This is a genomic window from Streptomyces sp. AM25 (assembly GCF_058146165.1).
In genome coordinates this window covers 1-19,147 of the sequence record NZ_JBKIWN010000020.1, presented here as the reverse complement: position 1 = coordinate 19,147, position 19,147 = coordinate 1, and the positions used below count along the sequence as shown (strand labels likewise).

The 19,147-nt window shown below is 69.7% G+C and carries 19 protein-coding genes and 1 tRNA gene; 3 read left to right on the top strand and 17 right to left on the bottom strand.

Annotated elements, in window-relative coordinates:
- The first annotated feature begins 144 nt into the window (after positions 1-144).
- Positions 145-215: transfer RNA gene (locus ACLHRZ_RS25785), tRNA-Gly, on the top strand.
- Between the two features lie 72 nt (positions 216-287).
- Here the strand turns inward: ACLHRZ_RS25785 and ACLHRZ_RS25780 are convergent.
- Entirely contained in the window at positions 288-482 is a 195-nt protein-coding gene (locus ACLHRZ_RS25780) for a hypothetical protein (RefSeq protein ID WP_490420901.1), read from the bottom strand.
- Between the two features lie 211 nt (positions 483-693).
- On the opposite strand from ACLHRZ_RS25780, the gene ACLHRZ_RS25775 reads away from it, so the two are divergent.
- On the top strand, positions 694-1,764 hold the full coding sequence (locus tag ACLHRZ_RS25775) for an acyltransferase family protein (RefSeq protein WP_490420900.1): 1,071 nt from the start codon (positions 694-696) through the stop codon (positions 1,762-1,764).
- Here ACLHRZ_RS25775 and ACLHRZ_RS25770 read toward each other — a convergent pair.
- From ACLHRZ_RS25770 to ACLHRZ_RS25745, 6 genes are all read right to left on the bottom strand, one after another.
- Positions 1,745-3,184, bottom strand: coding sequence for a DUF6177 family protein (locus ACLHRZ_RS25770; protein WP_490420899.1), 1,440 nt, complete (start codon positions 3,182-3,184; stop codon positions 1,745-1,747). The two genes, ACLHRZ_RS25775 and ACLHRZ_RS25770, sit on opposite strands and share 20 nt — an antisense overlap.
- A complete protein-coding gene (gene eccCa / locus ACLHRZ_RS25765; RefSeq protein ID WP_490420898.1) occupies positions 3,184-7,176 on the bottom strand; it encodes a type VII secretion protein EccCa in 3,993 nt (1,330 codons plus the stop codon). Before eccCa ends, ACLHRZ_RS25770 begins: the two co-directional genes overlap by 1 nt.
- Positions 7,173-8,336, bottom strand: coding sequence for a nucleotide-binding protein (locus ACLHRZ_RS25760; RefSeq protein ID WP_490420897.1), 1,164 nt, complete (start codon positions 8,334-8,336; stop codon positions 7,173-7,175). The genes eccCa and ACLHRZ_RS25760 overlap by 4 nt, the downstream gene beginning before the upstream one ends.
- Positions 8,337-8,345: 9 nt before the next feature.
- The gene (gene eccD / locus ACLHRZ_RS25755; protein ID WP_490420896.1) at positions 8,346-9,683 is read right to left on the bottom strand and encodes a type VII secretion integral membrane protein EccD; all 1,338 of its coding nucleotides are present in this window, start codon (positions 9,681-9,683) and stop codon (positions 8,346-8,348) included.
- Between the two features lie 43 nt (positions 9,684-9,726).
- Positions 9,727-10,065: a hypothetical protein gene (locus ACLHRZ_RS25750; RefSeq protein ID WP_490421076.1), complete on the bottom strand. Its 339-nt coding sequence runs from the start codon at positions 10,063-10,065 to the stop codon at positions 9,727-9,729.
- A 224-nt stretch (positions 10,066-10,289) separates the two neighbouring features.
- Positions 10,290-10,658, bottom strand: a complete 369-nt coding sequence (locus tag ACLHRZ_RS25745) for a hypothetical protein (protein WP_490420895.1) — start codon at positions 10,656-10,658, stop codon at positions 10,290-10,292.
- Between the two features lie 126 nt (positions 10,659-10,784).
- Here ACLHRZ_RS25745 and ACLHRZ_RS25740 point away from each other — a divergent pair, with 126 nt between their 5' ends.
- Positions 10,785-11,474 (top strand): TetR-like C-terminal domain-containing protein, encoded by a 690-nt coding sequence (locus ACLHRZ_RS25740; RefSeq protein ID WP_490420894.1) that lies wholly within the window; start codon positions 10,785-10,787, stop codon positions 11,472-11,474.
- Positions 11,475-11,571: 97 nt separating this feature from the next.
- Here ACLHRZ_RS25740 and ACLHRZ_RS25735 read toward each other — a convergent pair whose 3' ends face one another.
- From ACLHRZ_RS25735 to ACLHRZ_RS25690, 10 genes are all read right to left on the bottom strand, one after another.
- Complete coding sequence (locus ACLHRZ_RS25735; protein WP_490420893.1) at positions 11,572-12,138, bottom strand: hypothetical protein; 567 nt, start codon at positions 12,136-12,138, stop codon at positions 11,572-11,574.
- A 147-nt stretch (positions 12,139-12,285) separates the two neighbouring features.
- Positions 12,286-13,410 (bottom strand): DUF4132 domain-containing protein, encoded by a 1,125-nt coding sequence (locus ACLHRZ_RS25730; RefSeq protein ID WP_490420892.1) that lies wholly within the window; start codon positions 13,408-13,410, stop codon positions 12,286-12,288.
- Positions 13,411-13,574: 164 nt separating this feature from the next.
- Positions 13,575-13,898, bottom strand: coding sequence for a hypothetical protein (locus ACLHRZ_RS25725; protein WP_490420891.1), 324 nt, complete (start codon positions 13,896-13,898; stop codon positions 13,575-13,577).
- Positions 13,898-14,179, bottom strand: coding sequence for a hypothetical protein (locus ACLHRZ_RS25720; RefSeq protein WP_490420890.1), 282 nt, complete (start codon positions 14,177-14,179; stop codon positions 13,898-13,900). The genes ACLHRZ_RS25725 and ACLHRZ_RS25720 overlap by 1 nt, the downstream gene beginning before the upstream one ends.
- A complete protein-coding gene (locus ACLHRZ_RS25715) occupies positions 14,169-14,414 on the bottom strand; it encodes a hypothetical protein (RefSeq protein ID WP_490420889.1) in 246 nt (81 codons plus the stop codon). The genes ACLHRZ_RS25720 and ACLHRZ_RS25715 overlap by 11 nt, the downstream gene beginning before the upstream one ends.
- A 13-nt stretch (positions 14,415-14,427) precedes the next feature.
- Positions 14,428-14,907 carry an SUKH-3 domain-containing protein gene (locus tag ACLHRZ_RS25710; RefSeq protein WP_490420888.1) on the bottom strand — a complete coding sequence of 160 codons (480 nt, stop codon included), beginning with the start codon at positions 14,905-14,907 and terminating at the stop codon, positions 14,428-14,430.
- Between the two features lie 47 nt (positions 14,908-14,954).
- Positions 14,955-15,479 (bottom strand): hypothetical protein, encoded by a 525-nt coding sequence (locus ACLHRZ_RS25705; protein WP_490420887.1) that lies wholly within the window; start codon positions 15,477-15,479, stop codon positions 14,955-14,957.
- A 97-nt stretch (positions 15,480-15,576) separates the two neighbouring features.
- Positions 15,577-16,431 (bottom strand): hypothetical protein, encoded by an 855-nt coding sequence (locus ACLHRZ_RS25700; RefSeq protein WP_490420886.1) that lies wholly within the window; start codon positions 16,429-16,431, stop codon positions 15,577-15,579.
- On the bottom strand, positions 16,428-18,689 hold the full coding sequence (locus tag ACLHRZ_RS25695) for a hypothetical protein (RefSeq protein ID WP_490420885.1): 2,262 nt from the start codon (positions 18,687-18,689) through the stop codon (positions 16,428-16,430). Before ACLHRZ_RS25695 ends, ACLHRZ_RS25700 begins: the two co-directional genes overlap by 4 nt.
- On the bottom strand, positions 18,686-19,075 hold the full coding sequence (locus ACLHRZ_RS25690; protein WP_490420884.1) for a DUF6507 family protein: 390 nt from the start codon (positions 19,073-19,075) through the stop codon (positions 18,686-18,688). The genes ACLHRZ_RS25695 and ACLHRZ_RS25690 overlap by 4 nt, the downstream gene beginning before the upstream one ends.
- Positions 19,076-19,147 lie beyond the last annotated feature (72 nt).

Here is a 19,147-nt window from a genome sequence, read left to right as displayed (position 1 = left end):
GACGTAGGGTACATGGCCGCGGGGGTGCGGGGGACACGGAAAAGCGGGGGCGCAGGGGGTGAGGAGGGGTGGCGTGCGGTGCACCGCCCCGACCCGCTACGATGCTCACCGTGCCGCGCGGTCCTCACGGACTTTCCGGCGCGCGCGGGCGTAGCTCAATGGTAGAGCCCCAGTCTTCCAAACTGGCTACGCGGGTTCGATTCCCGTCGCCCGCTCCGATGACGCCTCCGGCTCCGGCCGGGGGCGTTTTTGTATGTGCACCGCGCCCGTTCCCTGCCGGGAACGGCTCAGATCCGGATGCCGTTTATCGTCTGCATGATCGAGTCCAGGAACCGGTGGATCGACGGGGCCATGCCCGTGGAGGCGAGGAAGAACCCGAAGAGGATCGCGACGATCGCGGGCCCTGCCTTGATGTTGTTGGCACGGATCATCACCACCAGGACGATCGCCAGGAGCAGCACCACGGACAGTGAAATCGCCACGCTGATCACACCTTCGGTCGGAGACTGACCACCATCGTGCCACCAACTCGTGCACACGACAGGTGACGTGACGATTCCTCGGGGTATTACCAGGGGCCTCTCAGGGAATTCCCAGGTCCGAATCACCTGGTACGGAGTGGTACGGACCTGGTCCGCCGGGTACGTCCCGGCCGGTTTACCGGCCTCTGCCCGCGCGGCTAGGGTTCCTCGAATGTCCCCCACCGCCACCTCCCGCCCGGTGGCCACCGCACCTTCGCCACCCTCCCCTGCGGACTCCGCCCGCGACCCCTTCTTCGACAACGCGAAGTACCTCGCGATCGTGCTGGTCGCCGTCGGGCACGCCTGGGAGCCGCTCACCCACACCAGCCGTACGGCACTGGCGCTCTACCTCACGGTGTTCACGTTCCACATGCCGGCCTTCATCCTCATGTCCGGCTATTTCTCCCGGGGTTTCGACTTCACTCCCGCGAAGATCAAGCGGCTGGTCACCGGGGTCGCCGTGCCGTATCTGATCTTCCAGACCGGCTACATCCTCTTCCAGCACTGGGCGGAGGACGACGCCCCGCCGGACCCGTTCACGCTGACCAACCCCTGGTACCTGAACTGGTTCCTGGCCGCGCTGTTCGTCTGGCGGCTGACGACGCCGGTGTGGCAGGTACTCCGCCGGCCCGTGCCGATCGCGCTCGCCGTCTCGATCGGTGCGATGCTCGCGCCGCACACCGGGCCGGACTTCGACCTGATGCGGGTGCTGCAGTTCCTGCCCTTCTTCGTGATCGGGCTGCGGATGAAGCCGGAGCACTTCGAGCTGGTGCGGAAGCGGTGGGTGCGGATCGCGGCGGTGCCGGTGTTCGCGTGCGCGATCGCGGTGGCGTGGCTCCTCGCGCCCCGGATCGACTCCGGGTGGTTCTACCGGAACGACGCCGTCCAGGACCTGCACCAGCCGCTGTGGACGGCCCCGGTGATGGGCCTGGCCCTGTTCGGCTGCGCCGCGGTGCTGACGGCGGGCTTCTTCGCGTGGGTGCCGCGGAGGAGGACGTGGTTCACGGCGCTGGGGGCCGGGACGATCTCCGGGTTCCTGCTGCACGGGTTCGTGATCAAGTTGTCGCGGTGGTGGGGCTGGTACGACCTCGCCGGGTGGATCCGGCAACCCGTCGGCATGGTCGTGGTGACCCTCCTGGCCGTGATCATGATCACGGTGCTGTGCACCGCGCCGGTGCGGCGCGTGCTGCGCTTCGCGCTGGAGCCGCGCATGGAGTGGGCGTTCAGGCGCAGCGCCCCGTAAGGGGCGCGGCCCCCTTCAGGTGCCGCATCAGCGTCTCCAGCGCCGTCCACCCCTCCACCGTCTCCCCGTCGCCCAGCGGGTAGTAGAAGCCCGGGCGCGCCTCCGCGCCCAGCCTCACCGGTGCCTCCGCCAGCGGCGTCCGCCCGGCGCGCGCGGTGCCGAGCTCGCGGACCTCGCCCGCGCCCAGTGCGAACGCGAACGGAACCGGCGGCCGTTCGAAGCACGGCGGCACTCCGAGGTCGCGCCGTGCCTCGCGCAGGTGGCACAGCATCGACCGCAGCCCGTACCGCGTCGCCAGCTCCTCCGCGAGCTGCGGCACCGCGTCCAGCGGCGGCTTCTCGCCGGCCCCGTAGCCGACCGTCAGGGTGATGTCCTCCTCCACGCCGTCCGGCGTGCGCACGACCCGCAGCGTGGCGACGGCGGGGCGCTCCGGGCCGCCGACCACCACGGTCCACGTCGGCTGCGGCGCCCGCTCGTACGCGAGGTCCGTCAACTGCCGTCGCGACCACGGCAGGTTGGCCGGCTCGGCCGTGCCCCAGCCCGCGGGGAGCCCGCCGGTCAGCGCCTGCCAGGCGGCCTCCAGCGCGCCGCCGAGCACGAGGTGCGCCTCGGGCTGGTGCAGGGTGCGGAAGGACACCGAGACCTGGCGCTCGTCCGTGCGTTCCACGTCGGTGAAGGCCGGCGCCACCGCGGTCTCGCCGTTCTCGTCCGTCGCCGCGACGAACATGCCGTCCTGCCACCGGAGCACCGCGCCCGACAGGCCGTCGTAGTAGCCGACCTTCTCGTCCTGGACGACCCAGCGCGACGGCATGGCCGTCGTCATCAACGACCGTGTCGGCAGCGACAGGCGGCAGTGGCCCGGCGTGACGATCTGCAGTCCGCGGTTGCTCTCCAGCGTGGCCCGCAGGGCCTCCGACAGCCAGCTCGTCATGGCGACGACCGGCCGGTCCTGGAGGATCACGGCGACGTGCTCCGTCAGCACGTCGACGGCCGGCTGTGCGGCCGCCTGCGCGGGCACGGCGGTGATGCCGGAGGTGTCGACCGGCTTGGACGGGTCGGCCGTGCCCGGCGCGTCCTGCGGCCACACGCTGCCGCCCAGCAGCATCTGCAGCCGGGCCGCGAAGGTGCCCGCCAGTTCCGCCGCCTGCGGCACGGCAGTTGACGCGCGTGCCTCGGTCCACCACACAGGGCCGTCACCCGGTACGTGCGCACCGAGCAGCCGGACCGCCTCGCCCGGCACCTGCAGCAGCAGGGGGGCCTCGATCGAGACCAGCGGCCGTCCCTCCGCGTCGCAGAGCTGGACCACGGCACCGTCCCCGGCCGCCTGCACGTGCAGGTCGGGGCCGCCGGAGAGCAGGCCGGCCAGGACGCTCCAGGCGTCCGGCATCCGCTCGGTGAGCGCGATCACGTCTTTGGTCATCAGCCGTTACCCCCGTTGTCTTCTGCGGCAAGCGCCGTCTGGATCAGCCGCGTCGCCTCGCCCCGGCGGACGAGCGTGCCCCTGCCGGGCGGCTGGGCGGCGGCGTACACACCGGGGAAGAGCTGGCCCTCCTGCCGGTCACCCGTCATCACGACCGCCGCCGTACCGCTCTCCCGGAGCGTCATCAGGAACGGCTCGTACAGCGCCCGCGACGCACCGGCCACGCGCCGCGTGACCACGAAGTGCAGGCCGATGTCCTGGGCGGAGGGGATGAACGGCAGGAAGGGCGCGAGGGGTTGCTGTCCTGCGGTGGTGAGGATGTCGTAGTCGTCGATGAGGATGACGATGCGCGGCCCGGAGTACCAGGTGCCGGACGCGAGGGCGTCCTGCGCGGCCAGGTCGTCCGGCATGCGCTTCTCCAGCTCGGTGGCGATGCCGGTGGCGAGGGCGCCGCAGAGCTTGGAGTTGTGCGCGTAGCCGCCGCGGTACTCCTCGGGCACCAGCTTGCGCAGGCCGCGCCGCGGGTCCATGACCGCGAAGACGATCTCCTCGTCGGAGTAGCGCTCCATGAGCCCCTGGGTGATCAGGCGCAGCAGGTTCGTCTTGCCGCACTCGCTGTCGCCCAGGACGATCAGGTGCTGGTCGCGCTTGAACAGGTCGAGCAGGACGGGCGCCAGGGCCGTCTGGTCGAGGCCGATCGGCACCCGGTTGGGCTCGGCCGTCACCTGCGGCAGCGAGGCCGCCGGGATCCGGGCGGGCAGCACGCGGACGCGCTGGGCGCCGTCGCCGGACCAGGACGAGCGGACGACCATGGCGGCCTGCTCGACGGCCGCGCCGAGTTCGGCGGTCGAGGCGAGGCCGTCGATGCGCGGCAGCGCGGCCTGGGCGAACAGCTTGCCGTCGGTCAGCACGCGGCCGGGCTCGTCCGCGGCGATGGTCTCGGCGAGCTTGCGGTCGATGCTGGAGTCGCCCGGGTCGTTGAGCCGCAGCTCCATCCGCGTACCGAACATCGCCTGCGTGGCGATGCGCACGTCGTTCCAGCGCAGCATGCCGGCGACGACGTGGATGCCGTAGCCGCCGCCGCGCTTGAGCAGGTCGGTGACGGCGTCCTCGATCATCTCGAAGTCGTCGCGCAGGGCGCCGAACCCGTCGATGACCAACACGATCTCGGTGGAGGAGAGTTCCGGCAGCCTGCCCTCCGCGCGCATCTCGCGCAGCCGCTCGACGGAGTCGATGCCGTGCTCGCGGAAGAGCTCCTCGCGCGCGGCGAGCATGCCGCGCACCTCTTCGACGGTGCGTGCGGCGCGTTCACGGTCGGCGCGTCCGGCGATGCCGCCGACGTGCGGCAGCCCGGCGAGGGCCGCGAGGCCGCCGCCGACCAGGTCGAGCCCGTAGATACCGACCTCACGCGGGGTGTGCGTCATGGCCAGCGAGAGCGCGAGGGTGCGCAGCAGCGTCGTCTTGCCGGACTGCGGGCCGCCGATGACGGCGGCGTGGCCGCCCGCGACGGTGAGGTCGAGGACCCACTGGCCCTGCCACTGCCGGGCCGGGTCGTCGAGCAGGCCGAGCGGCACCTTCATCGCGCCCGGCCGGACGGACAGTTGCATGCCGCGGGCGTCCGCCTGGACGGGTCCGGCCGAGGTGTCGAGCGCGATGGCGGAGGGCAGCGGCGGCAGCCAGATGGAGCGCGTGGGCGCGGCGGCGTCCCGCAGCTGGTCGACCATGACGGACATGACGCTGGGGCCCGGGTTGCGGGTGCGCATGGCCGGTCCGTCGTCGCCGGAGCCGTCCTCGGGGCCGTCGAGCGTGTTGAAGGCCGGGTACGGCAGCGCCAGCGGAGCCGCATCCTCCACGTCGCGCAGGGCCGGTCCCTTGTACGGCCCGGACACGAAACCCGCCTTGAAGCGCTCGTAGGCGCTGGTGTCGACCTTCAGGTAGCCGAAGCCCGGGATGGGCGGCAGGTGGAAGGCGTCCGTGGTGTCCAGGACGGTGCGCGACTCGTCGGCCGAGAACGTGCGCAGGCCGAGCCGGTACGACAGGTAGGTGTCCAGGCCCTTCAGCTTGCCGCCCTCGATGCGCTGGCTGGAGAGCAGCAGATGCACGCCGATGGAGCGGCCGATGCGGCCGATGGACAGGAAGAGGTCGATGAAGTCCGGCTTGGCGGTGAGCAGTTCGCCGAACTCGTCGATGACGACGAACAGGTGCGGCAGCGGCTCCAGGTCGGGCCGGGTCTCGCGCAGCGCCGCGTAGTGGCCGATGTCGGCGACGTTCCCGGCGTCCTTGAGCACCTGCTGACGGCGCTGGACCTCGCCCGCGAGGGAGGAGTGGACGCGCTCGACGAGACCGGCCTGGTTCTCCAGGTTGGTGATGACACCGGCGACGTGCGGCAGTCCGGCGAACGGCGCGAAGGTGGCACCGCCCTTGTAGTCGACGAGGACCATCGCCAGGTCCTCCGGCGGGTGGCTCGCCACCAGCGCGAGGACGAGCGTGCGCAGCAGCTCGCTCTTGCCGGAGCCGGTGGCGCCGACGCACAGGCCGTGCGGGCCCATGCCGAGTTCGGAGGACTCCTTGAGGTCGAGCAGCACCGGCTGGTGGCTGTCCCCCATGCCGATCGGCACGCGCAGGAAGGCGCGTTCGCCGCGCGGCTGCCACAGGGCGGCGACGTCGAGCTGCGCCGGGTCGTCGATGCCGAGCATCTCGGTGAAGCCGACGGGGCCCGACAGCGGTGCGTCGGCGAGCGACTCGGCGGACAGCCGCAGCGGGGCGATCAGCCGCGCGAGGCCCTCCGCACCGGCCGCGCCGACCGGGTCGGCGGTGCCCTCGACGACGACGGGCTCGGGGGTGCGCAGGTCCTCGACGTGCACCTGATCGCCGTCGACGGTGATACGCAGCGCGACGTGGCCGGGCTCCTGGACGCGCTCGGCGACCAGGTGCAGCACGGTGACGCCCATCTCGGACAGGCCCACGGCCTCGTCGGGGCACGGCAGTTCACGGGCGTCCGCACCGTACTCGTCGCTGACGACGAGCAGACGGCTCTGCATCTGCAGCGCGTCCTTGCCGGCCAGACCACGGCGCACCTCGGCCGCGTAGGAGGCGCGCTCGCGCAGGTCCCGGCTGATCAGCCGGGCGAGCTGCCCGAGTTCGGGGGCGATGCGGCGGGCGGAGACGGGCCCGTCGTGCTCCTCCGGGTCGAGGGTGTGCGGCAGCCACTTCACCCACTCCCAGTCGGCCGCCATCCGGTCGCCGGGCGCGGCGAGGGCGAACGCGACGTCGTCGGGCGCGTGGGCGACGGCGGTCTGGCACAGGAGGGCACGCACGACGCGCAGCACGCCGTCACGGTCACCCACGATGCTGACGTTGCCCGCGCGGTCCAGCGGCACGGTCAGCGGCAGGTCGGCGGCCGTGCCGAAACGGGCCTTGAGCGCACCGGCCTCGTTGAGCATGAACCGGTCCGGCGGGGTGAGCACGCTGCTGCCCTGCTGTCCGACGGTCAGCGGGCGGGCGGGCATGCGGCCGGTGCCGATGCGCACGCGCAGGAAGTCGCCGTCCGCGCGCCGCCGTTCCCACAGCCGGGCCGGATCGCGCACGACGTCGTAGAGCGCCTCCGGAGCCGGGTCGAGCACGCGGGCGGCCTCGCGGCGCTCCCGCTCCTCGGCGCCCAGCTCCTCGCGGAGCTCCTCCAGGTACTCCAGGTAGCGCTCGCGCTGCGCACGCCGGGTGCGCTGCGCCTTGCCGCGCTGCGACAGCAGCATGCCGACCGAGCCGATGACGGTGACGACCAGCACGATGGCGCCGAGCCCGGCGAACTGGCTGTTGCGCACGACCGTCATCATCACGACGGAACTCATCACGCCCGCAATGGGCATGAGGGTGTGCAGGGCGCCGCCGGTCTTGCCCTCGGGCAGGTTGGGCGGCGGCTCGATGGTGCGCGCGTCCGGGACGGCCAGGGGGCGCGTGGTGCGGGCGGGGCGGTGGACTATGCGCGTGGTCATCGGGGGCTTCGCCTGCTCATGGCTCGGGTGAGGACGTCGGCGGCGAGTTCGGTGGCGGCCTCGCGGGTGGCCTGGCCCAGCAGTTCGGTGCGGATCGGGCCGCCTGCGGCGAGGTGCCGGTCGTACGGGAGCGTCAGCACCTTGACGCCGTCCAGCTGGAGGTGGCCGCTCGCCGCGGCCACGTCGAGCGTCGTGTGCGGGGAGGACGCGGCGAGGACCACGACGGTCTTCGCCATCAGCTGCGGCCGCCCGAGGGACGCCATCCACTCCAGCACCGCACGGGTGCCGGTGACGCCCTCGGCGGTGGCGGGGGTGACGAGCACCCGCGCCTGCGCGGCGACGAGGGCGGTGCGGGACAGCTCGCTGGGCAGCGTCTCGGAGTCGACGACGGTGATGCCGAAGTAGCGGCGCAGCGCGACCATGACCGAGCGGTACTCGTCCAGCTCCAGCCGACTGCCCACCCGGCCCTGGCTGCCGGGCAGCAGCCAGCCGCCGCGCTCGGGCAGTTGGACGAGATAGCCGACGACGTCCGTCAGCTGCATCGAGGGCTCGATGATCCGCGCGAGGTCCGCGGTCGTCCAGCGCACCTTGGCCGCGCCGAGGCGCGCGGGCAGCGTGCCGAGCGCGGCGTCGGCCTCCAGCATCAGGACGGGGTCCTGCCGGTAGTGCGCGAAGGTGCGCCCGAGCAGCGCGGTGACGGTGGTCTTGCCGGCGCCGCCGCGGATGCTGGTGACGACGATCTGCCGCCCGGTGGTGAGTGGCTGCTGCAGCGCCTGCGCGACGCGGGTTGCCTCCTCGACCTCGCGCGTCGCCGAGGACCCCACGAGGCGGCGAAGGGAACGGCTGGTGCGCCTGGCGGCCGAATCCCCGCTGAGCGGCTTCCCCTTGACGAGCTCCTCGGGGAGCTCGATCTCGGTGGTGACGGGGGTGGGGAGGGGCTTCCGGGGGGCGGGGCGGTAGGGGGCGGGTTGCGGGGCCGGGTCCGCCTGGGGCGGGACGGCGTCGGCGGGCTCGGTGGCCGCCTCCTGCTCGGCTTCCCGGTCGGCTTCCTGCTTGGCTTCCTGCTTGGCGGCCAGCTCGTCGAGCTCGCCGGTCAGATTGCGCAGGTTGCGCAGCAGGTCGCCCTGCCAGTCGCTCCGGCCTTGCTGGTCCTGGGACATGTGACTCTCCTAGAACTGGTGCAGCAGGCGTACGTACACGCCGAACACCCCGACCGCGAGCGGGAACAGGGCGATCACGCCGAAGGTCTCGACGAGGTCGACGGCGCGGCGCAGCCGGACGCGTACGTGCTCGGGCGGCCGGACGGCGAGGACGCCGAGCGGCACGACTGCGGCGAGCGCGAGCACGGCGAGCGGCCCGTAGGGGGTGGCCGTTCCGGTGCCGTGCGTGTGGCCGCCGTGGTCGATCCAGAGGACGGTGAGCCGGACGAGCAGCACCAGGGCCGCGGCCATCAGCGCCACGACCTCGGCCACCAGCGGGAAGGCCCGCGAGCGGGAGAGCAGCACGACGGCGAGCACGGCGGTGAGGCCGACCGTCCAGGGGGACGGGTCGCCGACGGCGAGGATGCCGCCCGCGGTGGCGGACGCGGCGACGACGACCGTGGCGAGGGTCAGCCCGCGGTGCGTCGCGGCGAGGGCGGTCTCGACCTCGTGCCGGCTGACGGACGCGCCGCCGGAACGGCGGTCGTCGAGCCCGGTGAGCCCGGCGGCCATCAGCGCGAGGCGGGGCAGCAGTCCGAGGACGACGACGGAGACGACGGCGAGGACCGAGCCGACGCGGGCGGCGTCGCTCTGGAAGGCGGCAACCGCCTCCCACACAGCGGTCGTTGCGACCACGGCCGCGGCACCGACGAGGCCGCCGCGGCCGAGCGGCGAGAACAGCCCGAGCAGCGCGAGGGTGACGGCCAGCGCGGCCGCGGTCGCGGCGAGGCGCGCGGGCCCGTTCCAAGCGTGTGCGTCGGCGGCGGTCCAGGCGGCGAGCACGCCGAGGGTGCCGCCGGCCACCATCAGGATGGTGCCGAGGTCGCGCCGCCCGGCCTTGCCGACGACAGCGCCGACGACGGCCATGAGCGCGGCGGCCCCTGCGATCCCGGCCGGCACGGCGGCGGAGCCGAGGCTGCTGCGGGCCAGCACGCCGGCGACGAGGGCGAGGAGGACGGTGGCGGCACCGGCGGTCCACTGCCGGGCCTCGGGGCGCCAGCGCCAGGCGCGTACGTCGAGGTCTTCCGCGACTTCATCGGTGACGTCGTGGACGACGGGCGCGGACGGAGCGTCGTGGGACCGGACGAGCCGGAGGATCGCGCCGTCCGGCACACCCGCCTCGGCGAGGCTGCCGTCCTGGGGCAGGACGGCGCCGTCGGCGGTCACCAGGTGCCGGGCTGCGGGCCGTTCGGCGACCCGGTCGTCGAGCAGCCGCAGGACGTCCGGGAGCAGCCTCCCGATGGGTTCGTCCGCGGGCAAAACAAGATCCACCCGGCGCCGTTCGCCGACGAGAGTGATCCTGCTCAATTCCGTACGCTGTTTTGCCCCCACGTTCACGCGGCAGAACCTATCACTGGGCCGACTCCGTCACTTTGTGCGCTTTGTGCGTTGATTCGGGGGTGGGTGTGGGGGTGGCGGGAGTGGAAGCAGGCGTGGGCGCAACGGGCGCATACCGCTGCTGTTGCTGCTTCTGCTGCTCTTTCTGCTTGGCGAGGGTGTGCTGAATGAACGACCACCCGACACATCCGGCGCACAGCACCGCAGCAATGGCAATTCCGGCAAATACCTTGCCGAGCTTCTCGTCCGCGGAGCGGCGGGCCCGCTGGGCCCCGTAGAGCAGCGCATCCCGCATACGGCGGCGCCGCACGGACACCGACTCCAGCAGCTGACTGTCGTAATCCTTCGCCATCATTCCCCGTCTTGCCCGGTGCACCGGGCCTGCCGCGCTTGCTTCGCGATCCGGCGACCACCCCCACGGTGGCAGCCCGGTCCGGTTCGGGACCGGCGCCGGGAGTTTGTTCAGCTTAGCCCGTGGGTCCGACAGGGCGGGGCGGGGAGGGCCCCGACGGAATATCCGTTACGCACGCATTACTTGATCACGGCGATCACGGCGATCACGGCGATTTCCCCGGCTCACGGCGACAAAGGCGGGGCCTGGGCGGCGCGGGCCTCGTTGTGGATGGCCAGGCACTCGTCCATCGCCGCCCGCCAGGCGGGGTCGTCCCCGTCGAGGGTGTTCGCGGCGTCGAGCGCGGCGTGGTACCGGGCGGCCACCGCCGGACGGCGCTCGATCTCGATCTCCGTGGCCCACTTGGTGAGGAAGACGCGGATGGGGTGGAACGAGGCGTGCCGCGTGGCGAGGCTGAACGCCTGGTCCCGGTCGGCCTGGTACTCGGGCAGCCGCGACGGATCGAGCCGCGCGAGGGCCGTGCGCAGCGCGGGGAAGGTCGTGGCGGGCCGCGGGATGAGGTCTCCCGGCCCGTCGGTGTGCGAGGCGCTCATGCGACGGCAGCCTCCTCCTGCATCTCGTGTTGCACGCGTGTCAGCCCGCAAGAGTACGGAGTTCTGCGGGGAATTACGGGGCGATCCATGGCCAAGGGCTGGCAACGCGGCGGGTACGGTCGGTTCATGGACATACCCCGCGACCTCCCGGCCGCCGTCAAGGCCACTGCGCGCCGCCTCCTCACGGAACTGGGCGCCGGCGGCCTGTCCCTGGAAGCCGTGGCCCAGGGCAGCGGTCTGGCGGTCACCGATGTCGCATCCGCCTTCCCGCACCGGGACGACCTGCTGACCGCGCTGCTCATCGACGCCTACGACGAGTCGGGCGCCGCCATGGAGCAGGCCGACCGGGCGGCCCGGGACGGCGGCGCACCGGCAGGGACCCGCCTCCTCGCGGCGGCCCGCGCCCTGCGGCAGTGGTCGACCGCCAACCCGGCCGAATTCGCGCTGGTCCACGGCTCGCCCGTGCCGGGCTACCACGCCCCGCAGAACACGGTGCCGCCCGCCTCGCGCACCCCCGCCGTACTGGCCGGCATCCTGCGTGACGCGCTGGAGGCCGGCGAACTCACCCCGCCCCGGCGCGCGGTGCCCGGCCCGCCGCTGATCCGCCCGGAGGCGGCGGCCCTGTTCGGCAGCGTGCCCGCCGCACCGTTCGAGGACCTCGTCGAGCGCGGCATCGTGCTGTGGAGCAACCTGATCGGGCTGCTGGCGTTCGAGGTCTTCAGCCGTACCCATGACAGCGTCAGGGACCAGTCCGCCTTCTTCGACTTCGCGGTGGCAGTGACGGCGGAGGGCGTGGGACTCACGGTCGTCGAGTAGGCCCGATCCTGCTGGCGCAAACCTTCGGCCCTCCCCTGTGAGGCTGAAGATTTGCGCCACAGAAGACGCCGGCAGAAGGCCCGGGCGAGTGCCCGCCCTACAGCCGGGGTTCCCACGGGACCACCGTGAAGTCACCGCTCTCCACCTTTTCGAACGGCGCGGAACTCACGCACTTGGGCAGGTCGTTGGTGTCGCGCGGACTGCCCGTGGCCGCCCAGCTGTAGCCGAGGCGGTCGCCGCGTCGGCCTCTGTCGTCGACGGTGAAGCCGACCCGCTTCCCCACGGCGCCGCCCAGGTCGGACTTGGTGATGACACCGGTGGCCACGGCCACCTTGCCACCCGTGACCAGACAGTCGATCCGCCCCTCGGCCGAGGCCCCCTTGCCGTGCAGGTAGTGACTGAAGCGGAAGGTGCCGTGAGCCTTGTCCGGAGCCATCAGGTCCTTGGCGTCCAGGTGCGCGTCGAACGTGAAGTGGATGTCGTCCCCGGCGGATCGGTACAGCTTGCCGGTACCGGTGAGCGAGGCGGCCTCGCGCTGCGGCCGGTGGCCCCGGCCCGCGCCGTCGGAGGCAACTGCCGTACCGGCGGCGGCCGTGGCGATGAGGAGTGCGGCACCCAGGGCGGCGATGCGGGTGCGGTTACGGGGCATGGTGAAACGGGTCATGACGAGTCCTTGTGTGCATCAGCGACGGGGTCGGCCGAAGGGTCTGCCGACCGGCTTCTCCGGCCGCGCTCCACACTCCCGCCCGGCATGCCTTCGGCACATCGCGCCGCGGACTGATCACCACTCAGCCGCACGGCGGGCCACCGGTCAGACCCCGGGAGGAGTTCCGCGCGGCCGCAGCCGGACCCGTGCAGTGGGCGGCACGCCCCCGGCGTCGAGGCGGCGGTATCCACACCCGTCGGACACGTCGTACTCCCACTCCAGCGCACGCGCGAGCACACCGGTGATGGGGTGGTCGCGGTAGTAGCGAACCCAGTCCGGCCAGAGCCACGTGCGGTCTTCACCGGCCAGCGCGGCGAGCCGGAGCCGCTCGGCGGTCAGGGTCGCCTCGATCCGCTGGGCGTGACGCCGCAGGCAGTCGACGCCGTCGGCGCGGACTTGGGTCTTGTAACCGGTGGGCGACCGGAACGGCGCCGTGGTGCGCGTGGTGGTGCCGTCGTCGTCGATCCAGTCGACGGTCACCTGGCCGGTGTCGTGCACGATGACGACGGCGTCGAACGCGGAGTTCCACCACAGTGCCCCACGCCCGATCCAGCCGATCGTCAGCGTCCCGTCAGGCTCCAACCCGTGGCGGGGCACGGTGCGTTCGGCCACCACGTGCGGCGGCACGTCGAGGCGGGCCGCAGCCTTTTTCACGGACTTCACCAGGACCTTGTGCGGGGGTCGGGTAGGGGAAACCCAGTAGTGCAGCACCCACAACTCCTCCATGGCGGCCGGGCCGCGCAGCTCGCCGAGGGCCGTGAACGCGGCACCGGCGAGACGGTCGTCCACGCGGTAGTAGGTGTCCATGGCCTGGACGTTCTTCCGTGCAACGACGGCAAGGTCGGCGGCCAGGCCACTGGTGTCCCCACCGAGCCAGCCGGCGGCGAGGGTCACCCCGATCGCAAGGCTCCGGGCGGGAGACGACGGCTTGTTCTGCCCGAACTCCCGCATCACCTGCCTGGGGTCGCTCACCCCGTGGAAGGAGCCGCCCCGGGCCAGCTCCCGAACCAGGAACTGAACGAGCCCAGCTGCACCGTCAGCCTTGAGCAGAGCCTTGGTGCGGCGTTTCCAGGCAGTGTCGGCCTTGTAGCGGTGGTCCCAGAACTGGGAGGCAGCCCCCAAGTGCAGGACAAGGTCCGAGAGTTCCGGCGACAGGCCCGTTACACGGTGCCGCGTACGGTTGCTCCAGTCGTTACCGGCGTCGAGCAGGCCGGCCACAAGATCACTCATGCCGACGATCCTGCCAAGGGGCACTGACAACGGCGGGCGGACACAATCGGAACACCTGATTCCGGCAGCAGAAATCCTCAGTTCCGGGACCGGACAGGCGGGGATTCCGCTGCCGGAAGCGTCGGCTCGCCCACAACAGCCCTGCTCCCCAGGGTCAGCAGCGTTCAGCCAGGTGGAAGCGGCTGCTGGACCCGGCTGCCGAAGAGATACTCGTCCATCTCTCCCAGGTACACATAGAGGGAGTCCTCGTCTTCGAACTCGATCCCTTGCGTCAGTCCGTCATAATCAGCGACGGACAACTCGCGCGACGCGATCACTTCGGCCAGCCCCTCGCGGACAGCCTCAACGAACTCCGGTCTGAAGGAGTGCAGGGTCCGCCGGAGCCCCCGGCCCACGTCGTAGCCCTGCTCGATGTCCAGGTAACCGGTGATGATGGTTCGCAGTTCTTGATTCACGAAAGCACCCTCCAGAAGGCCGTGATCACGCACTACTTCAGTGTGTACTCGCACGGCTTGCCAAACTTTCCGCCCTGGTTGTCCGCGACCTTCTTACCGTCGGCCTTGATGACACACGAAGCCGCCCGGAGCGTGCCATCGGGGGCCTGCGTCGAACCCGGCGCAAGGGTCACCAGGTGCCCGACCCTGTGCTCCGCGCCGACCACCGAGACCTTGGCCGTCCTCTGCCAGGGGAGGGAGACTCCCTCGCCCTTGTTCGTGTCCAGGTCGTAGCAGACCTGGGTCTTCCCGGTGCCCTGCACCTCAAAAGTCACTTCGTGCGTGACTTCCTTGATGCCGAAGCAAGTCGCCACAGCGCTCCGCATCGAGTGCCCAGAACTGGTCGAAGGTCAAGGCGGACTCGGCACACGTACCGATGAATCGCTCGCGCTGGTCGGGCAGCAGGGAGCCGAAGAATGCCTGCACAGCCGGGTGCAGGCTCGGGATGCCCTCACCGAACAGGCTGGTGTGGCTGACGATCGTGTCCCGGATGAGCAGGGAAGAGGCCACGGAAGGGCAGATGTCAGACAAAGTAATCCTCCGCGTCAGCAAGGGTGTCTCCGCTGAGCGCGTTCACGAAAGCTTCGAACTCGTTCTGCCCGAGGAAATATCCCCCGGTGTGGTGTAGGTAGAAGAAACGCCCTGTCTCGTCCACCAGCCAGACGCCGTTCTCATAGGTTTCGAAGGCCACCGGGAAGACTGGCGAGCCCAACCCCTCGGAGAGCTTCGCGATCTGCTGAGCGTCCCCGCGGAAGCTGATGGTGGGGTCCACCATCAAGGTCATTTCCGGCTTGGCTCCGGGGTAGGGAAGTTCGAGCCCTCCGTACGACCGGATGGTGCGAGTGGCTGCCTCGACCGGCACCAGGGACGATCCCTGCTCCATCACGCCGTGTACACGCAGGGATACGAGTTCGTCAGCCCGTTCGCCGATGTCCCGGCCCGGAAACCACCCGTGCGCGGACAGCCAGCGCTCGACATCGGGCGTATGAGTGTTCAAGGTCATGAATAGAAAGGCCCGGTTCGCCCCCCGCCAGCAGAGGGCATGCTAGATCACACGCCCAGCGCCTGAGGCCAACTGGCTTCGCCGTCCAAAGCGTCGAGCACCGCCCGGTCGAGTTCAACGACCGGCTCTGCCGCGACGTTCGCCTGCCAGGTGCGGATCGGGACGCGACGCAGCTCGAAGTCGGCAACCCCGTTTTCCGTGAAGAACACGCCGCCACGTTCATATAGCACAATCAGCGGTTCGAACGGGTCCGGCAAATCAGGGAGTTGAACCTCTGACTCTTGCCTGAGTGCAGCCCAGTGAACCATTGCACGGCACATACGACGAGCTTTGAACTCCGGAATACTCTCTTCCGTGAATTCATCCAGCTGCTCAATCAGCTTCGCGTCAGCACGCACGGAAGGGTCGACACGTTCCGCGATGTCGATGAATGGCCACCTACCACTGCCGCCGAGCCACTCCACCCAGGAGGCTGCACGGCGCAGGTACTCGCTCATGAGCAGGGTTCGTGAGCGGGCATTCCTGTCGCCCGCCACGCAGTCTGCCCAGTCGATGGCCAGGAGTCGTTCCATCACCGCTTCCGGTGTCGAAAACCAACGACCTGCTAGGCGCCTGGTGCTGGCTTCTGACATCGGAAGCGCCAACTCCACTACATACAAGGAACAGAGATCACTTGCCCTTGCCCTCCCACGGAAGCGCAATCGGGCGACGCTTCCAGTACCAAGGATGCTGGGAACCGATGACACGCTGAGGGCCGATTGCTTCTGAAAGCGCTTGCCCGCCATCGTCCACAGTGAGGCGATGATAAGCGGCATCGATCTCGCCAAGGGCCTGGCGCGCAGTGGACTGTTCCGGCTCGGGAAGCTGCCCCAACCAGCCCTCGAGCTGGTCGCGAATCTCGAGATCCTCGGCATACATGGTTGCGGGGTACCAGGCCGATGGCGGCCAACCGGCGGCCATACGTACGACCAAGCGTTCCCAGTCGAATAGGTCGTAGTAGAAGGTCCCCTTCTGAGGTGCTCCTCCTGCATGAGCGTCAGTGACTGGAGTGGCAACCTTGTAGAGCCTGACCAACTCAGGGAAATTGTGGACAGCAGCACGAGTGAACTCCCTCACCGGGCGCTCTACGGCCTCGACTGCGACTTCGCCTCCCTCTTCTTCCGGCTCACGAATGTGCGCATACGTGAAATCACCTTCCGGTGTCACGAGCCGGCGCAGGCTCGGCATCGCGACATCCGACGGAAACAGCACGGGTGTACCCAGGTGCCGGGCAAGGTGGGCCGCCAGATCCTCCTCCGATGGCCGCACGTCCACGTCGTCCGCGGGCGAAACGGAGAAGGACCAGTCCAGGTCGCCGACGAGCCTGTCGTACTCGCAGAAGACCTTGGCATCCCAGTTGCGGGAATCCCACTCACTGCTGTCCGAAACGTCCACGCTGTCCACGGGCACATCGAAAGCCTGCGCCACTGCTTCCGCCAGTCGGGGCAGCACACCTTGGCCGATGGTCAAGAAAATGTACATCACGAGTAGTACTTCCGATACAGATCAAGCGCCTTCTCGGCGGCGTGCGGCTCCCTCTTGAAGTCCGGCGCATTCTGGAACATTTTTTCCAGCCTGCTCATGTCGCCGTCCGCCTTTATGATGCTCTGCAAAGCCTTGTACTCAGTTCGAGTCATGGGAAGAAATCCGTCACCACGAGCAGGGAACGTCCTTCCGTTGGGCTCCACTCCATAGCTTCTTCCGTTGACCGTGTAAAGCTGAGTATGCTTGTCGAACTCTGCCTTCCCGGCAGCGATCTCGGCAAGGTCATCCGACACCTTGCCTGCAGCTTCCGGAAGAATCAGGGTGTTTTCAGTATTCAGCAGACCGCTCTTGACGCCGCCCAAGCTGTGCCTCCTGTGAGGCGGCAGCAACGTCTTACCACGGGCAGGTCCGACGACATTCTCTCCACCGTGCCACCCATGCTTTCCTGATTCCCCGGGGTTGCCCGGCGGAGTTCCGTGATTCCCATGGTCCCCTGGACCAGTGACGTCCGAGGCATCGTGCGAAGGCGAGTCGGACACGTCTTCTGCGGCATGGTGATGCCTACCGTCATGCGGCGGATTGTCGTCTGCGTGACGGGGCTCATCCTGACCGTGCGGAGTGAGCTCGTGGTCGTAGTGCCCCCCGCCGCTACCCGTGCCGTGGCCACCCGAGCCTGCGCTCGGGGCACCGTGCCCGGGGTGGATCGACGTGCTGTGGCCGCCGCCCTGCACGTTCGGCGTGTGCGAAGCACTTCCTGAATAGCCCGCGGATTCGCCGGCGTGACCGCCCGCGTGCGAGCCAGTGCTTTCAGCGGCTCCGCCTCCCACGTGGGCAGAGGCCTGGGAGTGCGAAGCACCCACGCCGACAGGAACACGGTGGTCAGACGGGCTGGTTTCGTGGACGTTGGGCAGGTCGTCCTTGTGGGGTTCCTTGACGGCAGGCGGTTCGGCCGGCTTGCCGTGTTCGTCGAGGATTTTCCCGTCATCGGTGATGACGCGGAGCTGGCCCTCGTGATTGACGTACTCGAAGCCCTTGGGAACATCGGCCAGCGCACCCGAGGGTTTCGATGCGCCCTTGAGGAAGTCTCCGGTGGGGCCTGTGTGGGTTTCCTTCAGGGAGGTCAGGAGGTCACCGACCTGGACCTTTGCGTATTTGGTCGCTCCGCCTATATAGGTCATCGGGTCCACGAGCTGGCCGACCCTGCCCAATGCGCCCGCCACCTTGGCTGTGGTGCCGCCGGCTTCGCCTGCCTTGCCCATGTTGCCGAGCTCGCCTGCTTTGCCGAGCTTGAGCAGGGGGCCTGCGCCCAGGGTGAGGCCGTTGAACACGACGGTACCGATGGCCCGTCCCGGGTTCTTCTTCCACTCGTCCCAGGCGACCAGGGACTTGCCGAACTCCCGAGCCGCCTTCCTTGCACGGTCACTGTCCGGGTCCGGCTTGTCGGGCAGGCCCATGGCGGTCATGGCAAGCTCGAACGGCCTGACCGTGTACAGGCCGATACCGGTGACAACGTCACCGACACCGCTCCATGTCTTCTTGAACGTGTCCCAGTCGAAGAAGTTGACCATGTGGCCAAGCCCCTTCACTGTGTCCAGGAAGCCGTCCTTGACGAAGCCCGTCACCAGGCCGCCCACGAAGTGGGTCCCGTGGTGCCAGAGCCACTTCACACCCGTGTATTCACGCGCGTCGACCGTTCCCCACGGCGTCTTGTCGGCCTTGGCCGCGTCGTCCGTGGCGAAGCCGTACATGCCCGGCTTGTGCGAGCCGTCGTCCGGCATCCAGCGGGTGTTTCCGACCAGTGCGCTGATCTTGTTCGCGGTGGAGAGCTCGGCCTCCTGGAACTCGCCCCATACGCGGCCCACTTCGTGGACCAGGTGGGCGTTCTCCTTCTGCTTCTTGTCGTCGCGCTGCCAGTGCTTGTCGTCCGCCACCGACTTTGCGAAGGTCTCGGCCTCGCGCCGGAGTTCGTCCATTCGCTTGGCCAGCGGGCGCCCGGTGTGGGCGAAGTCGGACAGCGCGCCCCCGACCGTCTCCAGCTTCGACGCGAAGTGGTCCGCCCCCTCGCGCACCGGCACGGTCGTGTGCAGCAACGGGCCCTTCTCCGGGGCCTCGTAGACCGGGTCCAAGCCCTGGAAAGTGCTATGGATGTCACCACCAGTGGTCCGGATGCTGGACGCTGTCTTCTTCAGCGCCGCGGCATCCTTCTCCAGCTGGTCGAAGTTGCTGGTGCAGTGGGGTATCTTCTCGGGCTCGATCACTTCTCGGCCTTGCCCTTCTTCCCGCTCAGCTCCTCGGGAGTCGGCGCCTTGGCCGCCTCGGTCTGGGCGTTCTGCGCCATCTCCAGTGCACCGTTCTCGTAGCAGCGCGTGGCCTGCGCAGCACCGGTTATGGACTTGGCCGAGCGGACCATCAGGAACTTCAGGTCGTCCTGCGTGTTCTTGCCGAACTCGCCCAGTGCTCCGGCCACCGGGCCGAAAGCACCGTCCTTGGGGGCCTCACCCTGGATCATCGTGCCGGCCGACTTCGCCGCGCTCTCCATGGTTTTGGCGTAGGCCTGCAGCTCTTCCCCGAGCTTCTCGGCCTTGTCCCGCGTGTTGCCCAGCACCACACGCACCGCGTCCGGCTTGATGTCCCACCCAGGCATGACGTGCCCTCCCCCTCCATGCCCCTACAAAGTTCTTGCTCTACTCAGCCGATGCCGTCGACGGCGGCCTTG